Source organism: Prevotella sp. P4-119, assembly GCF_002251345.1.
Taxonomy (GTDB): Bacteria; Bacteroidota; Bacteroidia; order Bacteroidales; family Bacteroidaceae; genus Prevotella.
This window is the reverse complement of the sequence record NZ_NPJB01000023.1, coordinates 1-17,720: the sequence shown is the minus strand read 5'-3', so window position 1 is coordinate 17,720 and position 17,720 is coordinate 1. Positions and strand designations below refer to the sequence as shown.

Sequence of the window (17,720 nt, the reverse complement as noted above, 5' to 3'; positions counted from 1 at the left end):
TACGTTATATTGATGATGAACAAAGTAAAGATTCTCCTTATAGCCATGTTGATGGCAACGGCAGCAAACGGTTGGGCGCAAGACGGAAAAAGTCAGTTCAACCCCATTGACCATGCCGTCATATCACAGACCATTGCACCCGATGCACGTGCGGCAGGTATGGGCGATGTGGGTGCTGCCACCGATCCTGATGTCAATTCACAATACTGGAACCCCGCTAAATATCCCTTCTGTATCAGTAGGGCAGGCATAGCGCTCAACTATACGCCATGGCTCCGACAGTTGGTCAACGATATCGATTTGGCATATCTGTCAGGTTACTATCGCATCGGCGACTATTCCGCTATATCTGGTTCGTTGCGCTATTTCTCCTTGGGTGAAGTTTATACCGGCAGTGGTGACGATGCCATGACGGTGAAACCCTATGAGATGTCGCTCGATGTGGCATATTCGCTCATGCTCAGCGAACGCTTTTCTATTGCTGCCGCCATACGTTGGCTCTATAGTGATCTGCGTTACGACTATAGCGAAGACGCTTCGCCAGCATCGGCAGTGGCAGCCGATTTGGCATGCTACTATAACAACTACATCAATATCGGACAGCGCGAATGTCAGTTGGGACTGGGTCTGAACATCTCCAATATCGGTAGTAAGATTACCTATTTCGGCGATGAGCGATCCAACTTCCTACCTGCCAATATGCGTCTGGGCGCTTCGCTGATGGTGCCTGTCGATGAGTATAACCGCTTTACCATAGCTGCCGATGCCAATAAACTATTGGTACCGACGGTGCCCAAACAAAACGAAGGCGAGAGCAAAGAGGAGTATGAACAGCGTGTCATCGATGAATACAACAATGTGAGTGCCATTTCCGGCATCTTCAAGAGCTTCCATGATGCACCTGGCGGACTGAAAGAGGAGTTGCAAGAGATACAGTGGAGTGTCGGTGCTGAGTATGTTTACCATGATCAGTTCACACTGCGTGCAGGCTATCACCATCAGAGTGAGAACAAAGGCAACTTGAAATATTTCACTGTGGGAGGCGGTTTTCGCATGAATGTCTTTTCGCTCGATGTGGGATATGTCATTGCCACAGCCAAAAGCAATCCGCTCGACCAGACCTTGCGCTTCACACTGGCATTTGATATGGACGGTATCAAGGACCTCTTCAAACGATAAATCTACACCAAATATAATACAGACAAACAACTATGATACGAGTAGGAATGGGATATGATGTCCATCAGTTGGTCAGCGGACGCGACCTTTGGATGGGCGGCATCAAGATAGAACACACCATGGGACTGTTGGGACATAGCGATGCTGATGTGCTGATACATGCCATCTGCGATGCCATATTGGGTGCAGCCAATATGCGCGACATCGGTTTCCATTTTCCAGATACCAGCAGCGAAACTGAGGGAATGGATAGCAAGATTATCCTCCGCAAGACTATTGAACTGATTGCCACCAAAGGGTATCGGTTGGTAAACATCGATGCCACTATCTGTGCCCAGCGTCCGAAGATGAATCCGCATATTCCTGCCATGCAACAATGTATGGCAGATGTTATCGGTACCGATCCCGATAATATTTCTATCAAGGCCACCACTACCGAGCGTTTAGGATTTACTGGTCGTGAGGAGGGTATCTCTGCTTATGCCGTGGCGCTGATAGAAAAGTAGTGGCGATTGTTTTGGCAATCCCTTTCAACTATCTGTAGGCAGATCTTTTTATTTCTTTATCACTGCTCTTATTACAAACCAAAGATGGCACAGCAGTGTGGAAACAAATCCATAATGGTTGCGCATGACTGTGAAACGCTCACGGAGCGAGGCACGGTGATGTTGTGTGGTATTGCCGCCATCCATAAAGTCGGATAGAATTTGATGGCTGTTGACAATAGGTAGATGTCGCTTCTCCGCATCTTTCATCAGTCGGATACACCAATCTACATCGGCAGAGTGGCGGTACTGCAGATTGTAATGATGCTGTTGCGCCACATCCGTGCGGGCATAAAACGACTGGTGACATACCAACATGCCCCATCGGAACGATCGCCAAGAGAGTTGGTGGGGTGGGCGAAGTCTTCGTAATCGTAGGAAATGGCCTTGCTCATCCACTATTGCTGTATCTCCATAGACCACTGCAGGCAGTGGGGCAGAGGTGTTGCCGGCTGTCTGTAGGTCTATCGTCTGACAAACAGTCTGTAGGGTGTCGTCGGCATGAAACACGTCGCCAGCATTGAGAAATACCAGATAATCGCCCGTTGCCTTCGCCATTCCTTTGTTCATGGCGTCATAGATACCCTTGTCGGGTTCCGACAGGATGACTACGGGATAATTCTTGCCCTCGGCATAGCGATGCGCTATGGCGAGTGTATCGTCTTTCGATGCACCATCTATAATAAGGTGCTCGATATGCTGATATGTCTGATGCGCCACACTGTCGAGGGTGCGTTGCAACACCGTAGCGGCGTTGTAGGTGATGGTGATGACGCTGATGGTAATGGTCTGTTGCATGAATAATAGTGGAAATTATTGTTTGGCTGTGGTCGGACGCATAGCATTTTCATAAACCTGAATATACTGTCGTGCCACACGCTGGTGTGAATAGCAGCGTGTCACCTTGTCGAGACACGCTTTGCCAACGGCAGTCGGATCGGCTTCCGATAGTGCCCAGCGAATGCCATTGGCAAGGTCTTCACCACTGCAATAGTCTGCTACATAGCCATTCTGCTGATGGTCAATCTCTTCGGGAATACCTCCGATGCGGAATCCTACGCTGGGCAACCCACATGCCATAGCCTCCATGATAGTGTTGGGAAGATTCTCCGAGAGTGAAGGCAATACAAAGACGTCGGCAGCCTGATAGACACTGACGATGCGTTGCTCGTTGCTGATATAGCCCAGTGGGTAGGAACGGAACGGCAACTGCGCCACTACATCTTCGGCATGACCGCCGAGGATAGCCACTGCGGTATGTTCCACCATGTCGGGGTAGCGCTTTGCTAATAGTTGGCAGGCTTCCGTCAGATACTGCATACCTTTGTTGGGATTGGTAGCGCGCTGTGATACAAATAGAATGATACGGTCATCGATAGGCAACGATAGGCGTTGGCGTGCAACCGTTTTGTCTCCAGGTCGATAAATATACGTGCTGATAGGGTTGGGGATAGCGCTGACAGTCTGTCCTTTCAGCAGTGCGCTCTGTCGAGCCTCACCTGCCAACCACTGGCTACAAGCAACGAAACTGATGTGTCGTCCCTCGAGCATGTGTTGTTTGCGACGCCATATCAACGATGATAGGTCGTTGGCAGAACCGCCACCGGGCAGTAGCCGACAGTATTGACAAGCGGTTTTGAACCGTTCACATCCGAGTGTAAGATGGCAGATAGCTGTTGCAGGCCATATATCGTGCATGGTCCACACCACCGGTTTGCCACTCTCCAGGATGCGTCGGATGCCGTTGAGCGATAGCGTGCCTTGGTTGATCCAGTGGAGATGAATGATGTCAGCTTCTCGAAATTCGGGCAGTTTGGTGATGTCGCAACCAGCATTTGCCATATCCACTTCAAAGAGATGGCGGCGCTGAAAGCGTAGGCGCACCCAAATGCACAGGCGTTCCCATAGAAAATTCCAGTGTAGCCGTTTTTGATGAGGTATTTGTGCTACGCTGATATGATCACTTTCTTTAGTGCCTACCAGCATTTTTGCTTTCACACCATTGCCGTTTAGAGCCTCCAATAGACGCTTAGCTGCCACTGCTGCACCACCTGTTCGTTCGCTTGTGTTGACTATCAGAACTTTCATATCTTCTAATTTTGCTACAAAATTACAAGTTTTTCTATAATTCCATTCTATTTTTTAGAGAAAAATCGTCTATGGGCGTGGAGGCAGAAGGTGGTTTGCACTATCTTTGAGGCAATGCCTCTTCGATAGGCTGCACCTCGGAAATAAAAGAAAAACTACGTTTCTCTTTGTATTTCTCTCGGTTTGCACTATCTTTGAGACTACGACTCTTCGCTACTCACGTTCGGAAGAACAAATAAAAAACTGAGTTTTTCTTTGTTCTTCTCTCACTAAATCGTATCTTTGAGGCAATGCCTCTTCGATAGGCTGCACCTCGGAAATAAAAGAAAAACTACGTTTCTCTTTGTATTTCTCTCGGTTTGCACTATCTTTGTGGCAAAAAAGAAAGAAATAGAATATGAATAAGAACGACTTTATGGCAAGAGCCATTGAACTATCGGAAAATAGTGTGAAGAATGGTGGTGGACCATTTGGTGCTGTCATTGTGAAAGATGGAGCGATTGTGGCAGAAGCATCCAATTGCGTCACAATAGACCTTGACCCGACTGCACACGCAGAGGTTAGTGCTATTCGTAAAGCAACAAAAGTGTTGGGAACATACGATTTGGCAGGGTGCGAAATCTATACCTCATGCGAGCCATGCCCTATGTGTTTGGGTGCTATCTATTGGGCACACCTCGACAAAATCTATTATGCGAATGACAGAAAAGATGCTGCCGACATTGGTTTCGACGACGATTTCATCTACCAAGAACTCGAACTGAAGCCTGAATATCGTAAGAAACCCAGTGAAATAGTGATGCAACACGAGGCTAAACGAGCCTTTGAGATGTGGAGCGAGAAGACAGATAAGACCGAATACTAATATGGATATGATATTTGTTGATTATATAATCCCCAAACAATAAATATCTTTATGTTGAAACGCACAATTCTATTTATCCTTTTGTCTTGCATCTCAGTAGTCTGTATTGATGCGCAACGCCGTTGGGTTGTAACCGACGAAGACCTTACAGTGTGGGATTCTCCCCAATACCTGAATAAACTCGGTATGATACATCGAGGCTATGAAATCACCGAAACGGGTATGGATGGCGATATGATTCGTTTCGAATATCATGGAAAAACAGCTTATGTTGCTGAGTATTGCTGCAAATTGTTGAAACAAGAACCTGCAAAGAAAACTGAGCCAGCACAGCGTGAAGCAGTCATAGAGGTTAAGAAGAGCGAGAGCGATCGTGCATCGAATACAATACAGGAAACCCCTCAACAGCAAGCAACAACAGCAAATGAAGAAGCTGTTGGTGATGCAACCGACGTCCCCGAAATGGTTGCTGCACCTAAAGAGAATAATAAAAGTGCTGAAAAAGTAACTTTGTCATCTGTAGTATTCAGCAGTCTATCCTCATTTTACGATGTGCATACTTTGTTGGAACCTCTGAAATCCAAAGAAAATAATAAATTCTTTTGTATTTCGCTCACTTAATCGTACCTTTGACCTGCGGTCCAAGGTAGGCTGCACCTCGGAAATGAAAAGAAAAACGAGTTTTTCTTTTGCATTTCGCTCGGTTTGCACTACCTTTGCACCTAATATTATAGAGAAAGAGATTTGTACTATAAGAATAATATTAGGTAAACAAGAGTGTAGCAACAGATAACAATTGCTCGAAAAAACGATAACGACAGCATGATACAGTCAATGACAGGCTACGGTAAAGCCGTAGTAGCATTCAAAGAAAAGAAGATTAATGTGGAAATCAAGTCGCTCAATTCCAAGCAACTTGACCTAACCACTCGTATAGCACCACTCTATCGTGAGAAAGAAATGGAGGTGCGCCAACTCATAGCAAAGCATTTGCTGCGCGGAAAAGTGGAAATGTCACTCTGGGTAGAAAAGGATGTCACAGTTGATGCCACTACCATCAACACCGCATTGATGCAGAACTATTACGATCAGTTGCGCTCTTTTGTTGAGGCTAATGCTATCGGACAGCAGGTGGATTGGTTGCAGACACTGACCCGCATGCCCGATGTTATGGCAAAGACAGAAGTGGAAACACTGACCGATGAAGAGTGGGAAGTGGCACGACAAGCAGTCGAGCAGGCCATCAAAAACCTTGTTGACTTCCGTATTCAGGAAGGTGCAGCTCTGCAAAAGAAGTTTGCTGAGAAGATCGACAATATCGAAGCACTGCTCCAAAGCATCGAACCCTACGAGAAAAGTCGTGTGGAGAAGATTCGTACTCGCATTGTAGATGGACTCAAACAGATACCTTCTGCCGAATACGACAAGAACCGTTTGGAACAAGAACTCATCTACTATATCGAGAAACTGGATATCAGCGAAGAGAAACAGCGCTTGGCAAACCATCTGAAATATTTCCGCGAAACCATGGCAGACCATGCCGGACAGGGTAAAAAGCTCGGCTTTATCGCCCAAGAGATGGGTCGCGAAATCAATACCACCGGTTCGAAAAGCAATCAGGCAGAGATGCAGAACATTGTGGTGAAGATGAAAGACGAATTGGAACAAATCAAAGAACAAGTGCTCAACGCACTCTAAATCGCCTATGAAAGGAAAGCTCATCATCGTTTCAGCCCCATCCGGCAGCGGCAAATCGACTATCGTGCGTTGGCTGATGGAGCAACATCCAGAGCTGAAGCTCTATTTCTCCGTATCCTGCACCAGTCGCCAACCACGCGGAACAGAGCAGGATGGAGTGGATTATTTCTTTCTGCAACCCGACGAATTCCGTCAGAAAATAGCCAATGGCGAGTTTCTTGAATATGAAGAGGTCTATACCGACCGCTTCTATGGAACACTCAAAGCACAGGTGGAACGCCAGCGTGAAGCAGGCCAGAATGTCGTCTTCGACGTCGATGTGAAGGGTGGAGTAAACATCAAGAAGTATTATGGCGATGAAGCCATGAGCCTTTTCATCCAACCCCCATCGGTAGAAGAACTGCGCCGCCGCCTTGAAGGACGCGCCACCGATACTCCCGAAGCCATCCAACAGCGTTTGGATAAGGCAGAATACGAATTGACCTTCGCCCCGAAATTTGACCATATCGTGGTCAACGACGACCTCGAAACAGCCAAACAAGAGGCACTCCGACTGCTCAAAGACTTCCTCGGATGAAGCATATCGGCATCTTTGGAGGGTCGTTCAACCCTATCCACTGTGGACATGTGGCACTCGCGGAAGAGATTCTCCGCCACACCAGCCTCGATGAGATATGGCTGATGGTGTCACCCCACAATCCCCTGAAGCAGCAAAACGACTTGCTTGATGACCAGAAGCGACTGGCATTGGCTGAGAAAGCCCTTCAGGGTCACCCTCATATCAACGTCAGCGACTACGAAATGCACATGCCACGACCGTCCTATACTTGGAATCTTCTTGAGGCATTGACCGCCGATTTTCCCGGCCATGCGTTTTCGCTCATCATCGGAGGCGATAATTGGGATCTCTTCAATCGCTGGTATCGCGCTGACGACATCCGTAGGAAATACCCCATCATCGTTTATCCACGCCCCGGAAGTACGATGGTTCCTGCCGACGATGACCATGCCTGTTGTCACCTCACCGTGGTAAATGCACCGCTCCTTGACGTGTCGAGCACCGCCATCAGAGCCCGCATACAACGAGGCGAAAGCATCATTGGAATGGTGCCCGATAGTATTATTGCCGACGTAGAACGATTCTATCATCAATAAACGATAACTAAAAATAAGTAAATTATCATCATGGAGAAATTGTTGCGAATCATCAGCATGCTTTGGAGGCCTATCCGATCCAATGCCTCCTTCTTTGTCTTCATGTATGCATTAGGATATTGCTGCACACAGACAGAGATACGACTGCACCTGCGCGGTGCCGTTCCCTACGAGCTGTCGGCTGTCGAATTGTTTTTCGATCTCTATCTGTTGTGTGCCATCCTGGCGGTAATCCCGCGTAAAGTGCGCCGTGTCATCCGTGCCGTTCTGGCTTTCATATTCTATGCGGTGGCACTCATCGACATGTTCTGCTATGTGCATTTCGAATCCACTTTGACCCCCACTATGCTGATGCTCTTCTTCGAAACCACCGGACGTGAAGCCGGCGAGTTTCTGCAATCTTATGTCGGATGGGATCTCATCACCTCTAAAACAGGACTCATACTGCTTATCGCGCTGCTCCATCTGGCATGGAATATGGTGGCACAACAGTTGCGGAGCAATAAAATGGTTGGTCCACGACTCGCTCCCCCGGTGGTATGGACGCTCAGTGCACTGGCAGGAATCGCTGCCTTTGCCTTTTTCATCCATTGTGGTTCCCGTTGTTGGGACAATAAGTGTGCCACGGTACGCCTGATGAGCAAGCACAATCTGGGAGAGGTGGAACACGAACTGACCCAAAAGGGGTGTGCCAATCTCTATCTCCCCATCTACCGTTTGATGTTTAGTCTCTATGCCAACCGATTGGCAGCGAAGCAGGTGGATCGTCTTCTTGCCACTTCCGAGCATGTCAGCGTAGAGAGTTGCGACTTCCGTAGTCCGCAGATCGTACTCATCATCGGCGAGAGTTACAACCGTCATCGCTCTCAACTCTATGGCTATCAGCGGCCCACTACCCCCCGACAGCTACAGCGCATGCAGGATAGCACCCTTGTGGCGTTCACCGATGTGGTAGCTCCATGGAACTTGACAAGCTTTGTTTTCAAGCACATGTTCTCACTTCACTGTATTGGCGACGATGGAGAGTGGTGCGACAGTCCACTTTTTCCGCAGGTTTTCCGCAAAGCTGGCTATCACGTGAAGTTCCTTACCAATCAATTCCTACCCAAATCGGGTGAAGAAGTATATGACTTCAGTGGCGGCTTCTTCTTAAACAATCCCACGCTGAGCCGTGCACTCTTCGACGAGCGCAACTCCAAACTCCATCGCTACGACGAAGGATTGCTTGAAGACTACGACCGCATGGTGGCAAAGAAACGCTATCCCCACCAGCTCACCATCTTCCATCTCATGGGCCAGCACGTCGATTACCGTGCGCGCTTCCCGATGAAAACCCGTCGGAAGTTTACTCCTGCCGACTATAACCGCACAGACTTGTCGCCACAACGTCAGCAGATCAATGCCGACTATGATAATGCTGTGCTCTACAACGACTCTGTGGTCGATCAGATTATCCGTCGCTTTGAAAACGAAAATGCCATCGTCATCTATGTGCCCGACCATGGTGAGGAGTGCTTCAACGGCAGTCTTCCCTTCTATGGTCGCATGCATTCTGCCGATATCGACTATCGGTTGGCACGCGAGGAATTTGAGATACCTTTCTGGATATGGGCTTCCGATGAATACCGCATGACCCATCCCTACGGATGGAAAGCCATACAGGAGTATCGCCACCGTCCGCTGATGACCGATGCGCTGCCCCATACGTTGCTTTTCCTTGGTGGCATCCACTCCAATTACTATCGTAAAGACTATGATGTGCTCAATGCCGAGTATAACACCCAACGGCCACGAGTGCTGAAGATGACCACCGATTATAACCATCTGAACAAGACATCACGCTGATGAAAACCACTCCTACGCTCCTTACGCGCACCGAATGCGCCGCCTTGCGCGGTCTTGCCATCATCGCCATCGTGCTCCATAACTATTGTCACTTCGTGGGATCGATAGTCAAGGAGAATGAGTATCAGTTTTTCACCTCTAATAATGACCGCCTGATGCAAGCGCTGTCCAGTCCCGACAGTCTGCTTCCTGCCCATCTGCTCTCGTATTTTGGCCATTACGGTGTACCCGTATTCCTCTTTCTCAGCGGTTTCGGACTGGTGATGAAATACGAGCGTGGCAGTGCCCCTGCCGATTCATTGGATCGCCGCTTGTCGTTTGTGCGCTACCATTATCTCAAACTCTTGCGCATGCTCATCGTGGGTTTCACCATCTTTCTCATGGTCGATGCCGTCACTCCGGGACGTTTCCACTTCCATTGGAATCATGTAGTGGCACAGTTGGTGATGTATATCAATGTGTTGCCCACACCCGATAAAATCATCTGGCCTGGCATCTATTGGTTCTTCGGACTGATGATAGAACTCTATATCGTCTATCGTTTCCTGCTCTATCGCCGCCATTACGGATGGACCGTAGCGCTGATGGCAGTCTGCTGGATACTTCAAATGGTATGCGACCCAGAGGGCGAGACCCTCAATCGACTGCGCTATAACTTCATTGGCGGCATGGTGCCCTTCGGCATGGGCATCCTCTGGGCACGCTATGAGCAGTGGCGCAAGGCGATGCCCCTATGGGGACGCGGTGTCTGGAGTGTGATATTGCTGGTGTCGCTGATATTGCTTTTTGTCATGAGCTACACCTTCCAGACATGGCTGTGGGTTCCTGTTATTGCCATTGTGGGTAGTGTGGCATTTGTCAAGAGCATACCTGCAGGTGCAGGCCATGTGTTGGCATGGTTTGGTGGTCTGTCAGCCGCCATGTTTGTGGCACACCCCATCATCCGCAAACTCTTTATCACCGTGGCATGGCGAGGCGACCTTTACGACGGACTGATGCTCTATGTCGTAGTGGTCATCGGTGCTTCGTGGGCGGTGCGACTATTGATAGACCAGATACCACAACCCCAAAGCGATAAATAGTATGCGTACCAAGGACATCGAACTGGCAAATATCAGCCGTTTCCGAGGCGAACTGATGGGAGCCGCCATGCTCTTCATCATCCTTTTCCATGTGGGATTACCTCGCACCGATTTGTTTTTTGGCCTCCGTCGCTGTGGCAATATCGGCGTCGATATATTTCTCTTTCTTAGTGGCATAGGCCTTTGGTTCTCCTGGGTGAAGCAACCTTCCACCTGGAGTTTCTATCGTCGTCGCCTGTTGCGCATCTTGCCTGCGTGGCTCATCATGGCATCGCTCTACTATATTCCACGCTTCAATCCGCAAACCGGGAGTATCATCGATCTGATAGGCAATATCACCATCAACTGGAATTTCTGGCTTCACGACGAGCTGACTTTTTGGTATATTCCCGCCATCATGATGCTTTATCTCTGGGCACCACCTTATATGAAACTCATCACCAAGCACCCCATCTATCGTTGGTCGGTGGTATTGATGGTGTTGTGGTGTGTCATGGTGCAGTGGATCATACCCGTCCACCATGCTGTGGGACATCTGGAAATCTTCTGGAGCCGCGTGCCCATCTTCTTCCTTGGCATCAATTTCGGTGAAATGGTACGTCGTGAAGTGCGCATCGACGGTGCTGCCGTATGGCTTGCCCTGATCACCTTTGTGGCATGTTTCGCATCGTGCATCTATCTCGAACAGGTATCTCACGGGCGTTTCCCACTTTTCGTAGAGCGCATGATTTATATCCCTTTGACGCTGACAGCCATTCTGTTGCTCAATAGAATATTTCGCCGACTGCCCCAACGCGTCAACCGTTTCTGGGCTTTCTTCGGCGGATTGAGTCTGGAGGCATATCTCATCCACAACCACTTTGTGATGGCTTGGCTCAGTCCCTACCATCTGGGTTACTGGCCCACGTCGCTGTTGACCATCGTGCTGACCATCCCCTTGGCGTGGTTGCTCCATCAATTTGTGAAACGACTGTTGCAATGGCTATGAAAGAAGTAGTGGTATATGATTTCGACGGAACGCTGACCAAGAGCGATTCGCTATTGGATTTCATCCGTTATGTGCATGGGCGATGGGCAATGCTGTGGGGATTTCTGTGTTATTCGCCCTTGTTGGTGCTGATGAAACTGCACTGTTATCCCAACTACAAAGCGAAGCAAAAGGTGTTTGCCCATTTCTTCCGAGGCATGACGCTTCAGGAGTTTGACCGCCATTGTCGGCAGTTTGCTGCCGACAACCGCACGATACTGCGCGAAAAGGGTATGGCATCGCTGCAACGCGATTGCGATGCCGACCGCCAGGTGGTCATCGTCAGTGCCTCTATCGACAACTGGGTGCAGCCGTTTTTCCCCCATGTTTGTGTGCTCGGCACACAGGTTGAGGTGGCTCATGACAGGTTGACCGGTCGCTTTCTCACCCCTAATTGCTATGGCAGCGAGAAGGTGCGCCGCCTGTTGCAACGCTTTCCCGACCGCCAGCAATATCGCCTGACCGCCTATGGTGATAGCCGTGGCGACCGTGAGATGCTTGCTTTTGCCGATGAGGCTCATTATAAACCATTTCGAGTATGAGAGAAAAACAGGTGGAAAAGATGCTGGTGACGGTTGTTGCCGTGCTGCTGTTGGTGCTCAACGTGCTGATGGTGATGAAGTATGATGCGGTGTTTTCCGTTGTTGCCGCCGACTATGCCAAGCGCTTGTCGTATCTCTTCCATGTCTCTGGCTTTGATCCCAACAACTATGCGATACTCACCGAGTGGGGCATGAAATATGATGTGTTGCGCCATCCGCTGTTACCCTATCTCATGGCATTGCCCGCTTCGGTCAACGAGGTTGTCATGTCGCTGTTCGGCTTCAATGCCGCACTCTATATATCCGCCATGATCGTATGGTTTAGCGGCTGTGTGTCGGCATGGTTGCTCTATCGCATCATCCACCGACTGGTGGGTGTCGTAGCCGAAGATGCTGCCCTGCTGACCCTGTTGCTCTTTAGTTTTGCCTACATCCAGGTCACGTTTTTCGTGCCCGACCATTTCAGTTTGTCGCTCTGTCTCATCCTACTTTCCATCTATTTGATAGGCCGTGCAGCTCAGAAAGGCCGTGTGCTGAAAACCTGGCAGACCGCTCTGCTCTTTATAGCAACCGCCGGTGTGACACTGACCAATGGTGTCAAGGTGTTTGCAGCCGAATGGATAGCCCGTGGGCGTCGCTTCTTCCAGTGGCGTTACTTCCTTTTGGCGGTGGTCGTTCCATCGGCATTGATGGTTGGAGCAGGCATGCTGGAGGAGCGAATCTATGTTTATCCGAAACAGCAGGAACAGCAGTGCTACTTCGAAGAACACAAGGCAGAGATGATGGCGAAAGCACGCCAGAACCATCAACGCTATAAGCATGCGCCATGGGTCATCCATAAAGGCAAGGCGCTGGGACAGGGCGGACTGCTCCGATGGACCGATATCTCGACCTCCCGATGGGACACGATGACCGAAAACCTCTGGGGCGAATCCATCCAGTTCCACGAAACTCACGTGCTCGACGATGTGCTGACGAGTTATCGCCCGGTATTGCTGTCCTATCAGTCGGTGTGGCGCTATGCCGTTTCACTGCTTCTGCTTGTGCTCTTTGTGGCAGGTATCTGGATGGGACGTCACCACCATTTGCTATGGATGTGCCTGTTGGGCATCGTGCCCGATGCACTGATGCACCTCGGACTGGGCTTCGCCATCAACGAAGTGTATATCATGGCAGCCCATTGGCTTTATGTGGTACCTATCGCCCTGTCGTTTCTCTTTGTGCGAGCTCACGGTCGGTGGCTGTTGGCGCTACGTGGCGTCACGTTGGCACTGATGGTCTATTTGGTGAGCCACAACCTCGCTCTCCTTTTCGACTGGATGCAGCAGCCCATCGTATCTACCGCCTTCTGGTATGAATAAGTGTATGATTTCTCAAGCAACAAAATAAAAATTTGGTATGATAAGTATATTCAACGACATTTTCAAGATTCGTAAGGAAGAGCGCTGGATGGCACTCATCGTCCTGCTGGTGATAGTGGCACTCAACGGCTTGTTTATTACGCGACTCTCCCCGCTGTTTATGCAAGAAGGCTTCGGCCCCTATTGGAAAGTCTTTATGCGCGAGTTCCATCTCTCCGGCTACGACCCCTTGACCTATCTTGGCGTTACCGATTGGGGCACCGTCTATAATGTCTATCGTCATCCGCTATTGGCATTTTTCATCTGGCCCCTGTTCCTCATCAATGCTATGTTGAGTGCATTGACGGGTGTCAACTGTGTGCAATATGTCGTAGCACTGCCACTCGTGGCAGCTTCGCTCTATTCCTATCTGTTCACCTATCGCATCATGCGCGAGTTTTTCCTCTTGCCCAAGGGCGATGCCACACTGCTGTCAGCGTATTATTTCTCGATGGCATATATCCTGTTGTCGGTCATTGTGCCCGACCACTTCACCATTTCGATGTTCTTGCTGCTGCTCACCGTCTATGTGTCGAGCCGTTGCATCCATGCCGGGCGACAACTGTCGTGGTGGCAGACCGCATTGCTTTTCGTGGTGACAGCGGGTGTCACGCTGAGCAACGGTATCAAGACCTACCTCTCGGCACTATTGGTCAATGGCCGTTCGTTCTTCCGTTGGCGCCATTTGCTACTTGGCGTGCTGCTGCCGGCAGCATTGATATGGGGATTCTCGCGCTGGGAATACCGCACCTACGTATGGCCCAAAGAGCAGCAACGGGCTGCCGCAAAGGCTAAAAAGGCAGAGGAACGCCAGCGTTTCATGGCTTCGTTGTCGGTAGATGAACGTCAGAAAGCCGAGGAAAAACAGCAGAAGCGCAATCAGGTGCTTGCGCGTCAGGCAGCCAAAACAGGTAAGCCGATGAAGAAAGTGGGCTTCTTGAGCTGGACCGATACCACCACTCCGCGACTGAAAACAGCCTATGAAAACCTCTTTGGCGAGGCTATACAGTTCCACCAGCAGCATTTTCTGGGCGATACGCTCGTGTTCCGTCCCGTCTTTGTGCGCTACGATTGGGCTATCAGCTATGTGGTTGAAGGCATCATCGTACTGCTTTTCATCGTAGGACTGTGGGTAGGTCGTCGCAACAGAGTGTTGTGGTTGGCACTATCATATTTTGTTTTCGACATGGGCATCCATCTCGTTTTAGGTTTCGGCATCAATGAGATATTCATTATGGCCCCCCATTGGCTCTTCGTAGTGCCTTTTGCAACAGCCGCATTGTTCCATCGGTTGCAGGGCATACCGCGTCAGATGCTTCGCCTATTGACCGCAGTATTGTCGATCTACCTCCTTCTCTATAATGGTGTGCAGCTGGTAGATTTCCTCCTGTCGCCCATCAATGCAACGCTCTGAAACGTGTGACCGTACTGAAAAAAACTACCTATACGATACTTACGGACGTTGGATGAGATATCCATCCAGCGTCCATAGTTTTTCTGTTGACAGGCTCTTTCTCTGCAAATCAAATTGTTTTGCTGAGTAAATCAAATTGTTTTGCTGAGTAAATCAAATTGTTTTGCTGAGTAAATCAAATTGTTTTGCTCACGCAAGTATTGTTTCTGATAGTGCAATATATTGTCTGTTGGTGGTTTATGCACGTTTGGAAGGTGTGCGACAAATGGTACTTTGCAGCGTCATAGAAGTCATGTGCCGATGCAACGCAACATGGTTGTGATAGCAATCTCAATGAATTTGCAGAGGAAATTCAATGAAATTGCAGAGGAAATTCAATGAATTTGCTAAAGGAAGTGCCGTCTGTGATGGTCTAATATTCAGTAAGCAAGCGAGTTATCTTCGCTTCCAACAATGGCTGTAAACGTAGGGGAATGGACGTAGGGAAATGCAAGACGAGAGAAAATATGGCAATCCGTGGTGTTGTTACAAAATGTTTTCGTAACTTTGCAAGAATGCTCAGCTTTTCTTTGCATAAAGGCAGTCTGGGGAATTGAGGAAAAACTGGGTTACGATTTGGCAACCGTACTCAATTCCACATTCTGCTATAATTTGCATCAAAGAACACCCGATGCTGAGCCAGCAACCGTACTATGACTCATCATCGAGTGCAAAGGTAATCATTTCTTTTAAATTACCAAAAACATTTATTGTTTATTTACTGTATAATTTCAATATTAATCTCCGTCTTGAACTTCCTCACATAGATAAAATCTGAAAGGGCGAAGTTCATGTGCTGAAAGAGCGTGTGAAACTGATTGATCAGATGCAAATCCTGTGTCAGTTCCTGGTCTAGGCCTTCGTTCCAATTAGGAGGAGGGCAGTCCATACCAATAAAAGAATCAAAGGAGTCATCTTCATCTCTTGGGAGTGTTAGCGTCAACACAGATACACCATCAGCATACATAGGATTCAAGTCACCATCACACAGTGCATACCACAAATCTTGTCTATCTTCACCCTGTATAGGATGCAAAACCGGATAGTCTGTATCGAGATAACATTTAGCAGTAAGCACCATCTCTTCGCCATCACCTTCATCTATGATATTTATCATCTTATTCCAAATACAATGAGCTCGATCGTACATTTCACGAAGTGCCTCACGCAGTGCATCATTAAAGGCGATAATATCAGGTAACAGTTCTTTCTGATTTGCCAGAACCTGCTTGTTGATGATGTCTTTTCGTAGGGACAAAAGCACATCATTATCAGAGTTATAACTGCGATAATCATTATATTTTAGCATGATCTCCCTCTCTATTGCATCTACATTGTAGTCCATAATAAAACGATTAGTTAATCCCATAAATATCTATAATGCCTGCAGAACAGTTCAAGTCCTTCCTCGATGATCTTTTCTTCTTCCTCACTGAACGATGTTATATGCTTCAGTAACTCAAAAGCATCAATCATCTTCTGTATGGCCTTATTCCATTCTGCCATTCCCTTAAATGCAGGACAATAGCCATGCTTGTCAAGAGCCTTGAATGCTTTTAATCGAGCAGCAATCACCCCAGCCAAACAGTTGTCAGTGTTCCATACCTCTTCTATGGGGTAGTCATTCTTGTAACTCCAGTTCTCAGCGGAGTCATCTTTCTTCTTCCTTTTCATACAGAATCAATAATATTAATCCGACAAATCACGATAATACTTGCAGAACAATTCCACCCCTTGTTCAAGAGTCCGTATATCTTCCTCATAAGACGGGGAATAATCTTTCACCAATTCGAATGCATCGATCATCTTCTGAATGGTTTTATTCCAATCCTCCAGGGTCTCGAAATCTTCTGGCCATCCGTGCTTTTTATGAGCCTTGAAAGCTTTCAATCGAGGAGCAATCTCTCGTGCCAAATAGTGATAAGTCCCCCAGACTTCACTTATTGGATAACCATTTATATAGTCAATAGAGTCATCATATTTCTTTTTCATATTGCTTGCCAATTAATGGATGTTCAGAATTAAATGTTGCATAGTCGATACGGACCTGTCTGCCCAAAGAAGGATCTGTGGCTACAAGGATGTCGCTGGATTTGCAATTGCCTATAAGGAGCTTGCACAAGCGCTGTTCATCCTGAGTCAGTTCTTGGTGCCATTCGTCAGTGGTTAGAACCACTACCATTCTGTCTAATCTGGTATTGATATCTTCCATCTCCAGCAACTCGCATAGGTACTTGACCCCATTGGTATTCTCATCCGCATACGACGTGATAGTTTCTGGACTGAACAAGTCAGACTGAAACAGGCCGCACAATTGATTCATGCTCATATTGTTTCTTTCGTCACTCAAAGCCGGAATGGCCTGAACGATAAACCTGCTGATAGCTGCCATACGCTCATAGTAGTGTGCCATAAACTCTCTACGAAACATCTTCTTCCTTTTAATCTTGTTCATTGATGCGCTAATACACCAGAAATAATCTTTGGCCTTGCTGAACAATTCTTGTTTCTTTGATGGTGCTAATTCTCTAACAGAAGGTATGTAGCCACCATTTCTGCGGATGACGGAGAAATACTTCTCTGCACGTACCTTATGATATATATAATCATCCCACCTATCTTTGTGGTAATTGTCGAGTTTGAAGAATCTGAATTCTTCTTCCTGTTGTTCTCTTACAAAACCATAGAATGAGGTATGCCAAATACAACAAGCGGCAATCTCTGCATTGGTAGCCTTGACCTCAGGGGCAATGACGATTTCTTTTGTCAGCGAATGCTCCCAATAATCTCCCTCCATAGGGTGAGCATCGAGATGTGGTTCACTGTCTTCGTCCCATTTGC

General features: G+C 48.1%; 19 protein-coding genes. 13 read left to right on the top strand and 6 right to left on the bottom strand.

Annotated features, from left to right (window positions below):
* Nucleotides 1-15 precede the first annotated feature (15 nt).
* Together porV and ispF are read left to right on the top strand one after the other, a co-directional pair.
* Nucleotides 16-1,179 (top strand): type IX secretion system outer membrane channel protein PorV, encoded by a 1,164-nt coding sequence (gene porV / locus CIK89_RS02225; RefSeq protein ID WP_094389878.1) that lies wholly within the window; start codon nucleotides 16-18, stop codon nucleotides 1,177-1,179.
* A gap of 32 nt (nucleotides 1,180-1,211) precedes the next feature.
* Complete coding sequence (ispF, locus tag CIK89_RS02220) at nucleotides 1,212-1,685, top strand: 2-C-methyl-D-erythritol 2,4-cyclodiphosphate synthase (protein WP_094389807.1); 474 nt, start codon at nucleotides 1,212-1,214, stop codon at nucleotides 1,683-1,685.
* A gap of 48 nt (nucleotides 1,686-1,733) precedes the next feature.
* Here ispF and CIK89_RS02215 read toward each other — a convergent pair whose 3' ends face one another.
* Nucleotides 1,734-2,522: a glycosyltransferase family 2 protein gene (locus tag CIK89_RS02215; protein ID WP_094389806.1), complete on the bottom strand. Its 789-nt coding sequence runs from the start codon at nucleotides 2,520-2,522 to the stop codon at nucleotides 1,734-1,736.
* Between the two features lie 15 nt (nucleotides 2,523-2,537).
* Nucleotides 2,538-3,812 carry a glycosyltransferase family 4 protein gene (locus tag CIK89_RS02210; protein WP_094389805.1) on the bottom strand — a complete coding sequence of 425 codons (1,275 nt, stop codon included), beginning with the start codon at nucleotides 3,810-3,812 and terminating at the stop codon, nucleotides 2,538-2,540.
* 397 nt (nucleotides 3,813-4,209) lie between these two features.
* Between CIK89_RS02210 and CIK89_RS02205 the strand changes: the two genes are divergently transcribed.
* The 11 genes from CIK89_RS02205 (at nucleotide 4,210) to CIK89_RS02155 (ending at nucleotide 14,840) form a co-directional block, all read left to right on the top strand.
* Nucleotides 4,210-4,677 (top strand): nucleoside deaminase, encoded by a 468-nt coding sequence (locus tag CIK89_RS02205; protein ID WP_094389804.1) that lies wholly within the window; start codon nucleotides 4,210-4,212, stop codon nucleotides 4,675-4,677.
* Nucleotides 4,678-4,728: 51 nt separating this feature from the next.
* Nucleotides 4,729-5,298 carry a hypothetical protein gene (locus CIK89_RS02200; protein ID WP_094389803.1) on the top strand — a complete coding sequence of 190 codons (570 nt, stop codon included), beginning with the start codon at nucleotides 4,729-4,731 and terminating at the stop codon, nucleotides 5,296-5,298.
* Nucleotides 5,299-5,499: 201 nt separating this feature from the next.
* Nucleotides 5,500-6,375, top strand: a complete 876-nt coding sequence (locus CIK89_RS02195) for a YicC/YloC family endoribonuclease (RefSeq protein ID WP_094389802.1) — start codon at nucleotides 5,500-5,502, stop codon at nucleotides 6,373-6,375.
* Nucleotides 6,376-6,382: 7 nt separating this feature from the next.
* Nucleotides 6,383-6,952 (top strand): guanylate kinase, encoded by a 570-nt coding sequence (gmk, locus tag CIK89_RS02190; RefSeq protein WP_094389801.1) that lies wholly within the window; start codon nucleotides 6,383-6,385, stop codon nucleotides 6,950-6,952.
* Nucleotides 6,949-7,530 (top strand): nicotinate (nicotinamide) nucleotide adenylyltransferase, encoded by a 582-nt coding sequence (gene nadD / locus CIK89_RS02185; RefSeq protein ID WP_094389800.1) that lies wholly within the window; start codon nucleotides 6,949-6,951, stop codon nucleotides 7,528-7,530. Before gmk ends, nadD begins: the two co-directional genes overlap by 4 nt.
* Before the next feature lie 30 nt (nucleotides 7,531-7,560).
* Nucleotides 7,561-9,375 (top strand): phosphoethanolamine transferase, encoded by a 1,815-nt coding sequence (locus CIK89_RS02180; protein ID WP_094389799.1) that lies wholly within the window; start codon nucleotides 7,561-7,563, stop codon nucleotides 9,373-9,375.
* Nucleotides 9,375-10,457, top strand: a complete 1,083-nt coding sequence (locus tag CIK89_RS02175; protein ID WP_094389798.1) for an acyltransferase — start codon at nucleotides 9,375-9,377, stop codon at nucleotides 10,455-10,457. The genes CIK89_RS02180 and CIK89_RS02175 overlap by 1 nt, the downstream gene beginning before the upstream one ends.
* A gap of 1 nt (nucleotide 10,458) precedes the next feature.
* Nucleotides 10,459-11,445, top strand: coding sequence for an acyltransferase (locus CIK89_RS02170; protein ID WP_094389797.1), 987 nt, complete (start codon nucleotides 10,459-10,461; stop codon nucleotides 11,443-11,445).
* The gene (locus CIK89_RS02165; protein WP_094389877.1) at nucleotides 11,442-12,026 is read left to right on the top strand and encodes an HAD family hydrolase; all 585 of its coding nucleotides are present in this window, start codon (nucleotides 11,442-11,444) and stop codon (nucleotides 12,024-12,026) included. Before CIK89_RS02170 ends, CIK89_RS02165 begins: the two co-directional genes overlap by 4 nt.
* Nucleotides 12,023-13,387, top strand: coding sequence for a DUF6080 domain-containing protein (locus tag CIK89_RS02160; RefSeq protein WP_094389796.1), 1,365 nt, complete (start codon nucleotides 12,023-12,025; stop codon nucleotides 13,385-13,387). Before CIK89_RS02165 ends, CIK89_RS02160 begins: the two co-directional genes overlap by 4 nt.
* Before the next feature lie 37 nt (nucleotides 13,388-13,424).
* Complete coding sequence (locus CIK89_RS02155; RefSeq protein ID WP_094389795.1) at nucleotides 13,425-14,840, top strand: DUF6080 domain-containing protein; 1,416 nt, start codon at nucleotides 13,425-13,427, stop codon at nucleotides 14,838-14,840.
* 757 nt (nucleotides 14,841-15,597) lie between these two features.
* Here the strand turns inward: CIK89_RS02155 and CIK89_RS02150 are convergent.
* From CIK89_RS02150 to CIK89_RS13420, 4 genes are all read right to left on the bottom strand, one after another.
* Nucleotides 15,598-16,224 (bottom strand): hypothetical protein, encoded by a 627-nt coding sequence (locus CIK89_RS02150; RefSeq protein ID WP_094389876.1) that lies wholly within the window; start codon nucleotides 16,222-16,224, stop codon nucleotides 15,598-15,600.
* 14 nt (nucleotides 16,225-16,238) lie between these two features.
* Nucleotides 16,239-16,553: a hypothetical protein gene (locus CIK89_RS02145; RefSeq protein ID WP_094389794.1), complete on the bottom strand. Its 315-nt coding sequence runs from the start codon at nucleotides 16,551-16,553 to the stop codon at nucleotides 16,239-16,241.
* A gap of 15 nt (nucleotides 16,554-16,568) precedes the next feature.
* Entirely contained in the window at nucleotides 16,569-16,871 is a 303-nt protein-coding gene (locus CIK89_RS02140) for a hypothetical protein (protein WP_094389793.1), read from the bottom strand.
* The coding region (locus CIK89_RS13420; protein ID WP_158214957.1) for a hypothetical protein at nucleotides 16,855-17,720 on the bottom strand (866 nt) is incomplete at its 5' end. The genes CIK89_RS02140 and CIK89_RS13420, both read right to left, overlap by 17 nt.

What these genes read in the sequence shown, in the direction of transcription:
- porV (WP_094389878.1), top strand. Translation starts at nt 16, where the DNA reads ATGAACAAAGTAAAGATTCTCCTTATAGCCATGTTGATGGCAACGGCA.
- ispF (WP_094389807.1), top strand. Translation starts at nt 1,212, where the DNA reads ATGATACGAGTAGGAATGGGATATGATGTCCATCAGTTGGTCAGCGGA.
- CIK89_RS02215 (WP_094389806.1), bottom strand. Translation starts at nt 2,522, where the DNA reads ATGCAACAGACCATTACCATCAGCGTCATCACCATCACCTACAACGCC.
- CIK89_RS02210 (WP_094389805.1), bottom strand. Translation starts at nt 3,812, where the DNA reads ATGAAAGTTCTGATAGTCAACACAAGCGAACGAACAGGTGGTGCAGCA.
- CIK89_RS02205 (WP_094389804.1), top strand. Translation starts at nt 4,210, where the DNA reads ATGAATAAGAACGACTTTATGGCAAGAGCCATTGAACTATCGGAAAAT.
- CIK89_RS02200 (WP_094389803.1), top strand. Translation starts at nt 4,729, where the DNA reads ATGTTGAAACGCACAATTCTATTTATCCTTTTGTCTTGCATCTCAGTA.
- CIK89_RS02195 (WP_094389802.1), top strand. Translation starts at nt 5,500, where the DNA reads ATGATACAGTCAATGACAGGCTACGGTAAAGCCGTAGTAGCATTCAAA.
- gmk (WP_094389801.1), top strand. Translation starts at nt 6,383, where the DNA reads ATGAAAGGAAAGCTCATCATCGTTTCAGCCCCATCCGGCAGCGGCAAA.
- nadD (WP_094389800.1), top strand. Translation starts at nt 6,949, where the DNA reads ATGAAGCATATCGGCATCTTTGGAGGGTCGTTCAACCCTATCCACTGT.
- CIK89_RS02180 (WP_094389799.1), top strand. Translation starts at nt 7,561, where the DNA reads ATGGAGAAATTGTTGCGAATCATCAGCATGCTTTGGAGGCCTATCCGA.
- CIK89_RS02175 (WP_094389798.1), top strand. Translation starts at nt 9,375, where the DNA reads ATGAAAACCACTCCTACGCTCCTTACGCGCACCGAATGCGCCGCCTTG.
- CIK89_RS02170 (WP_094389797.1), top strand. Translation starts at nt 10,459, where the DNA reads ATGCGTACCAAGGACATCGAACTGGCAAATATCAGCCGTTTCCGAGGC.
- CIK89_RS02165 (WP_094389877.1), top strand. Translation starts at nt 11,442, where the DNA reads ATGAAAGAAGTAGTGGTATATGATTTCGACGGAACGCTGACCAAGAGC.
- CIK89_RS02160 (WP_094389796.1), top strand. Translation starts at nt 12,023, where the DNA reads ATGAGAGAAAAACAGGTGGAAAAGATGCTGGTGACGGTTGTTGCCGTG.
- CIK89_RS02155 (WP_094389795.1), top strand. Translation starts at nt 13,425, where the DNA reads ATGATAAGTATATTCAACGACATTTTCAAGATTCGTAAGGAAGAGCGC.
- CIK89_RS02150 (WP_094389876.1), bottom strand. Translation starts at nt 16,224, where the DNA reads ATGGACTACAATGTAGATGCAATAGAGAGGGAGATCATGCTAAAATAT.
- CIK89_RS02145 (WP_094389794.1), bottom strand. Translation starts at nt 16,553, where the DNA reads ATGAAAAGGAAGAAGAAAGATGACTCCGCTGAGAACTGGAGTTACAAG.
- CIK89_RS02140 (WP_094389793.1), bottom strand. Translation starts at nt 16,871, where the DNA reads ATGAAAAAGAAATATGATGACTCTATTGACTATATAAATGGTTATCCA.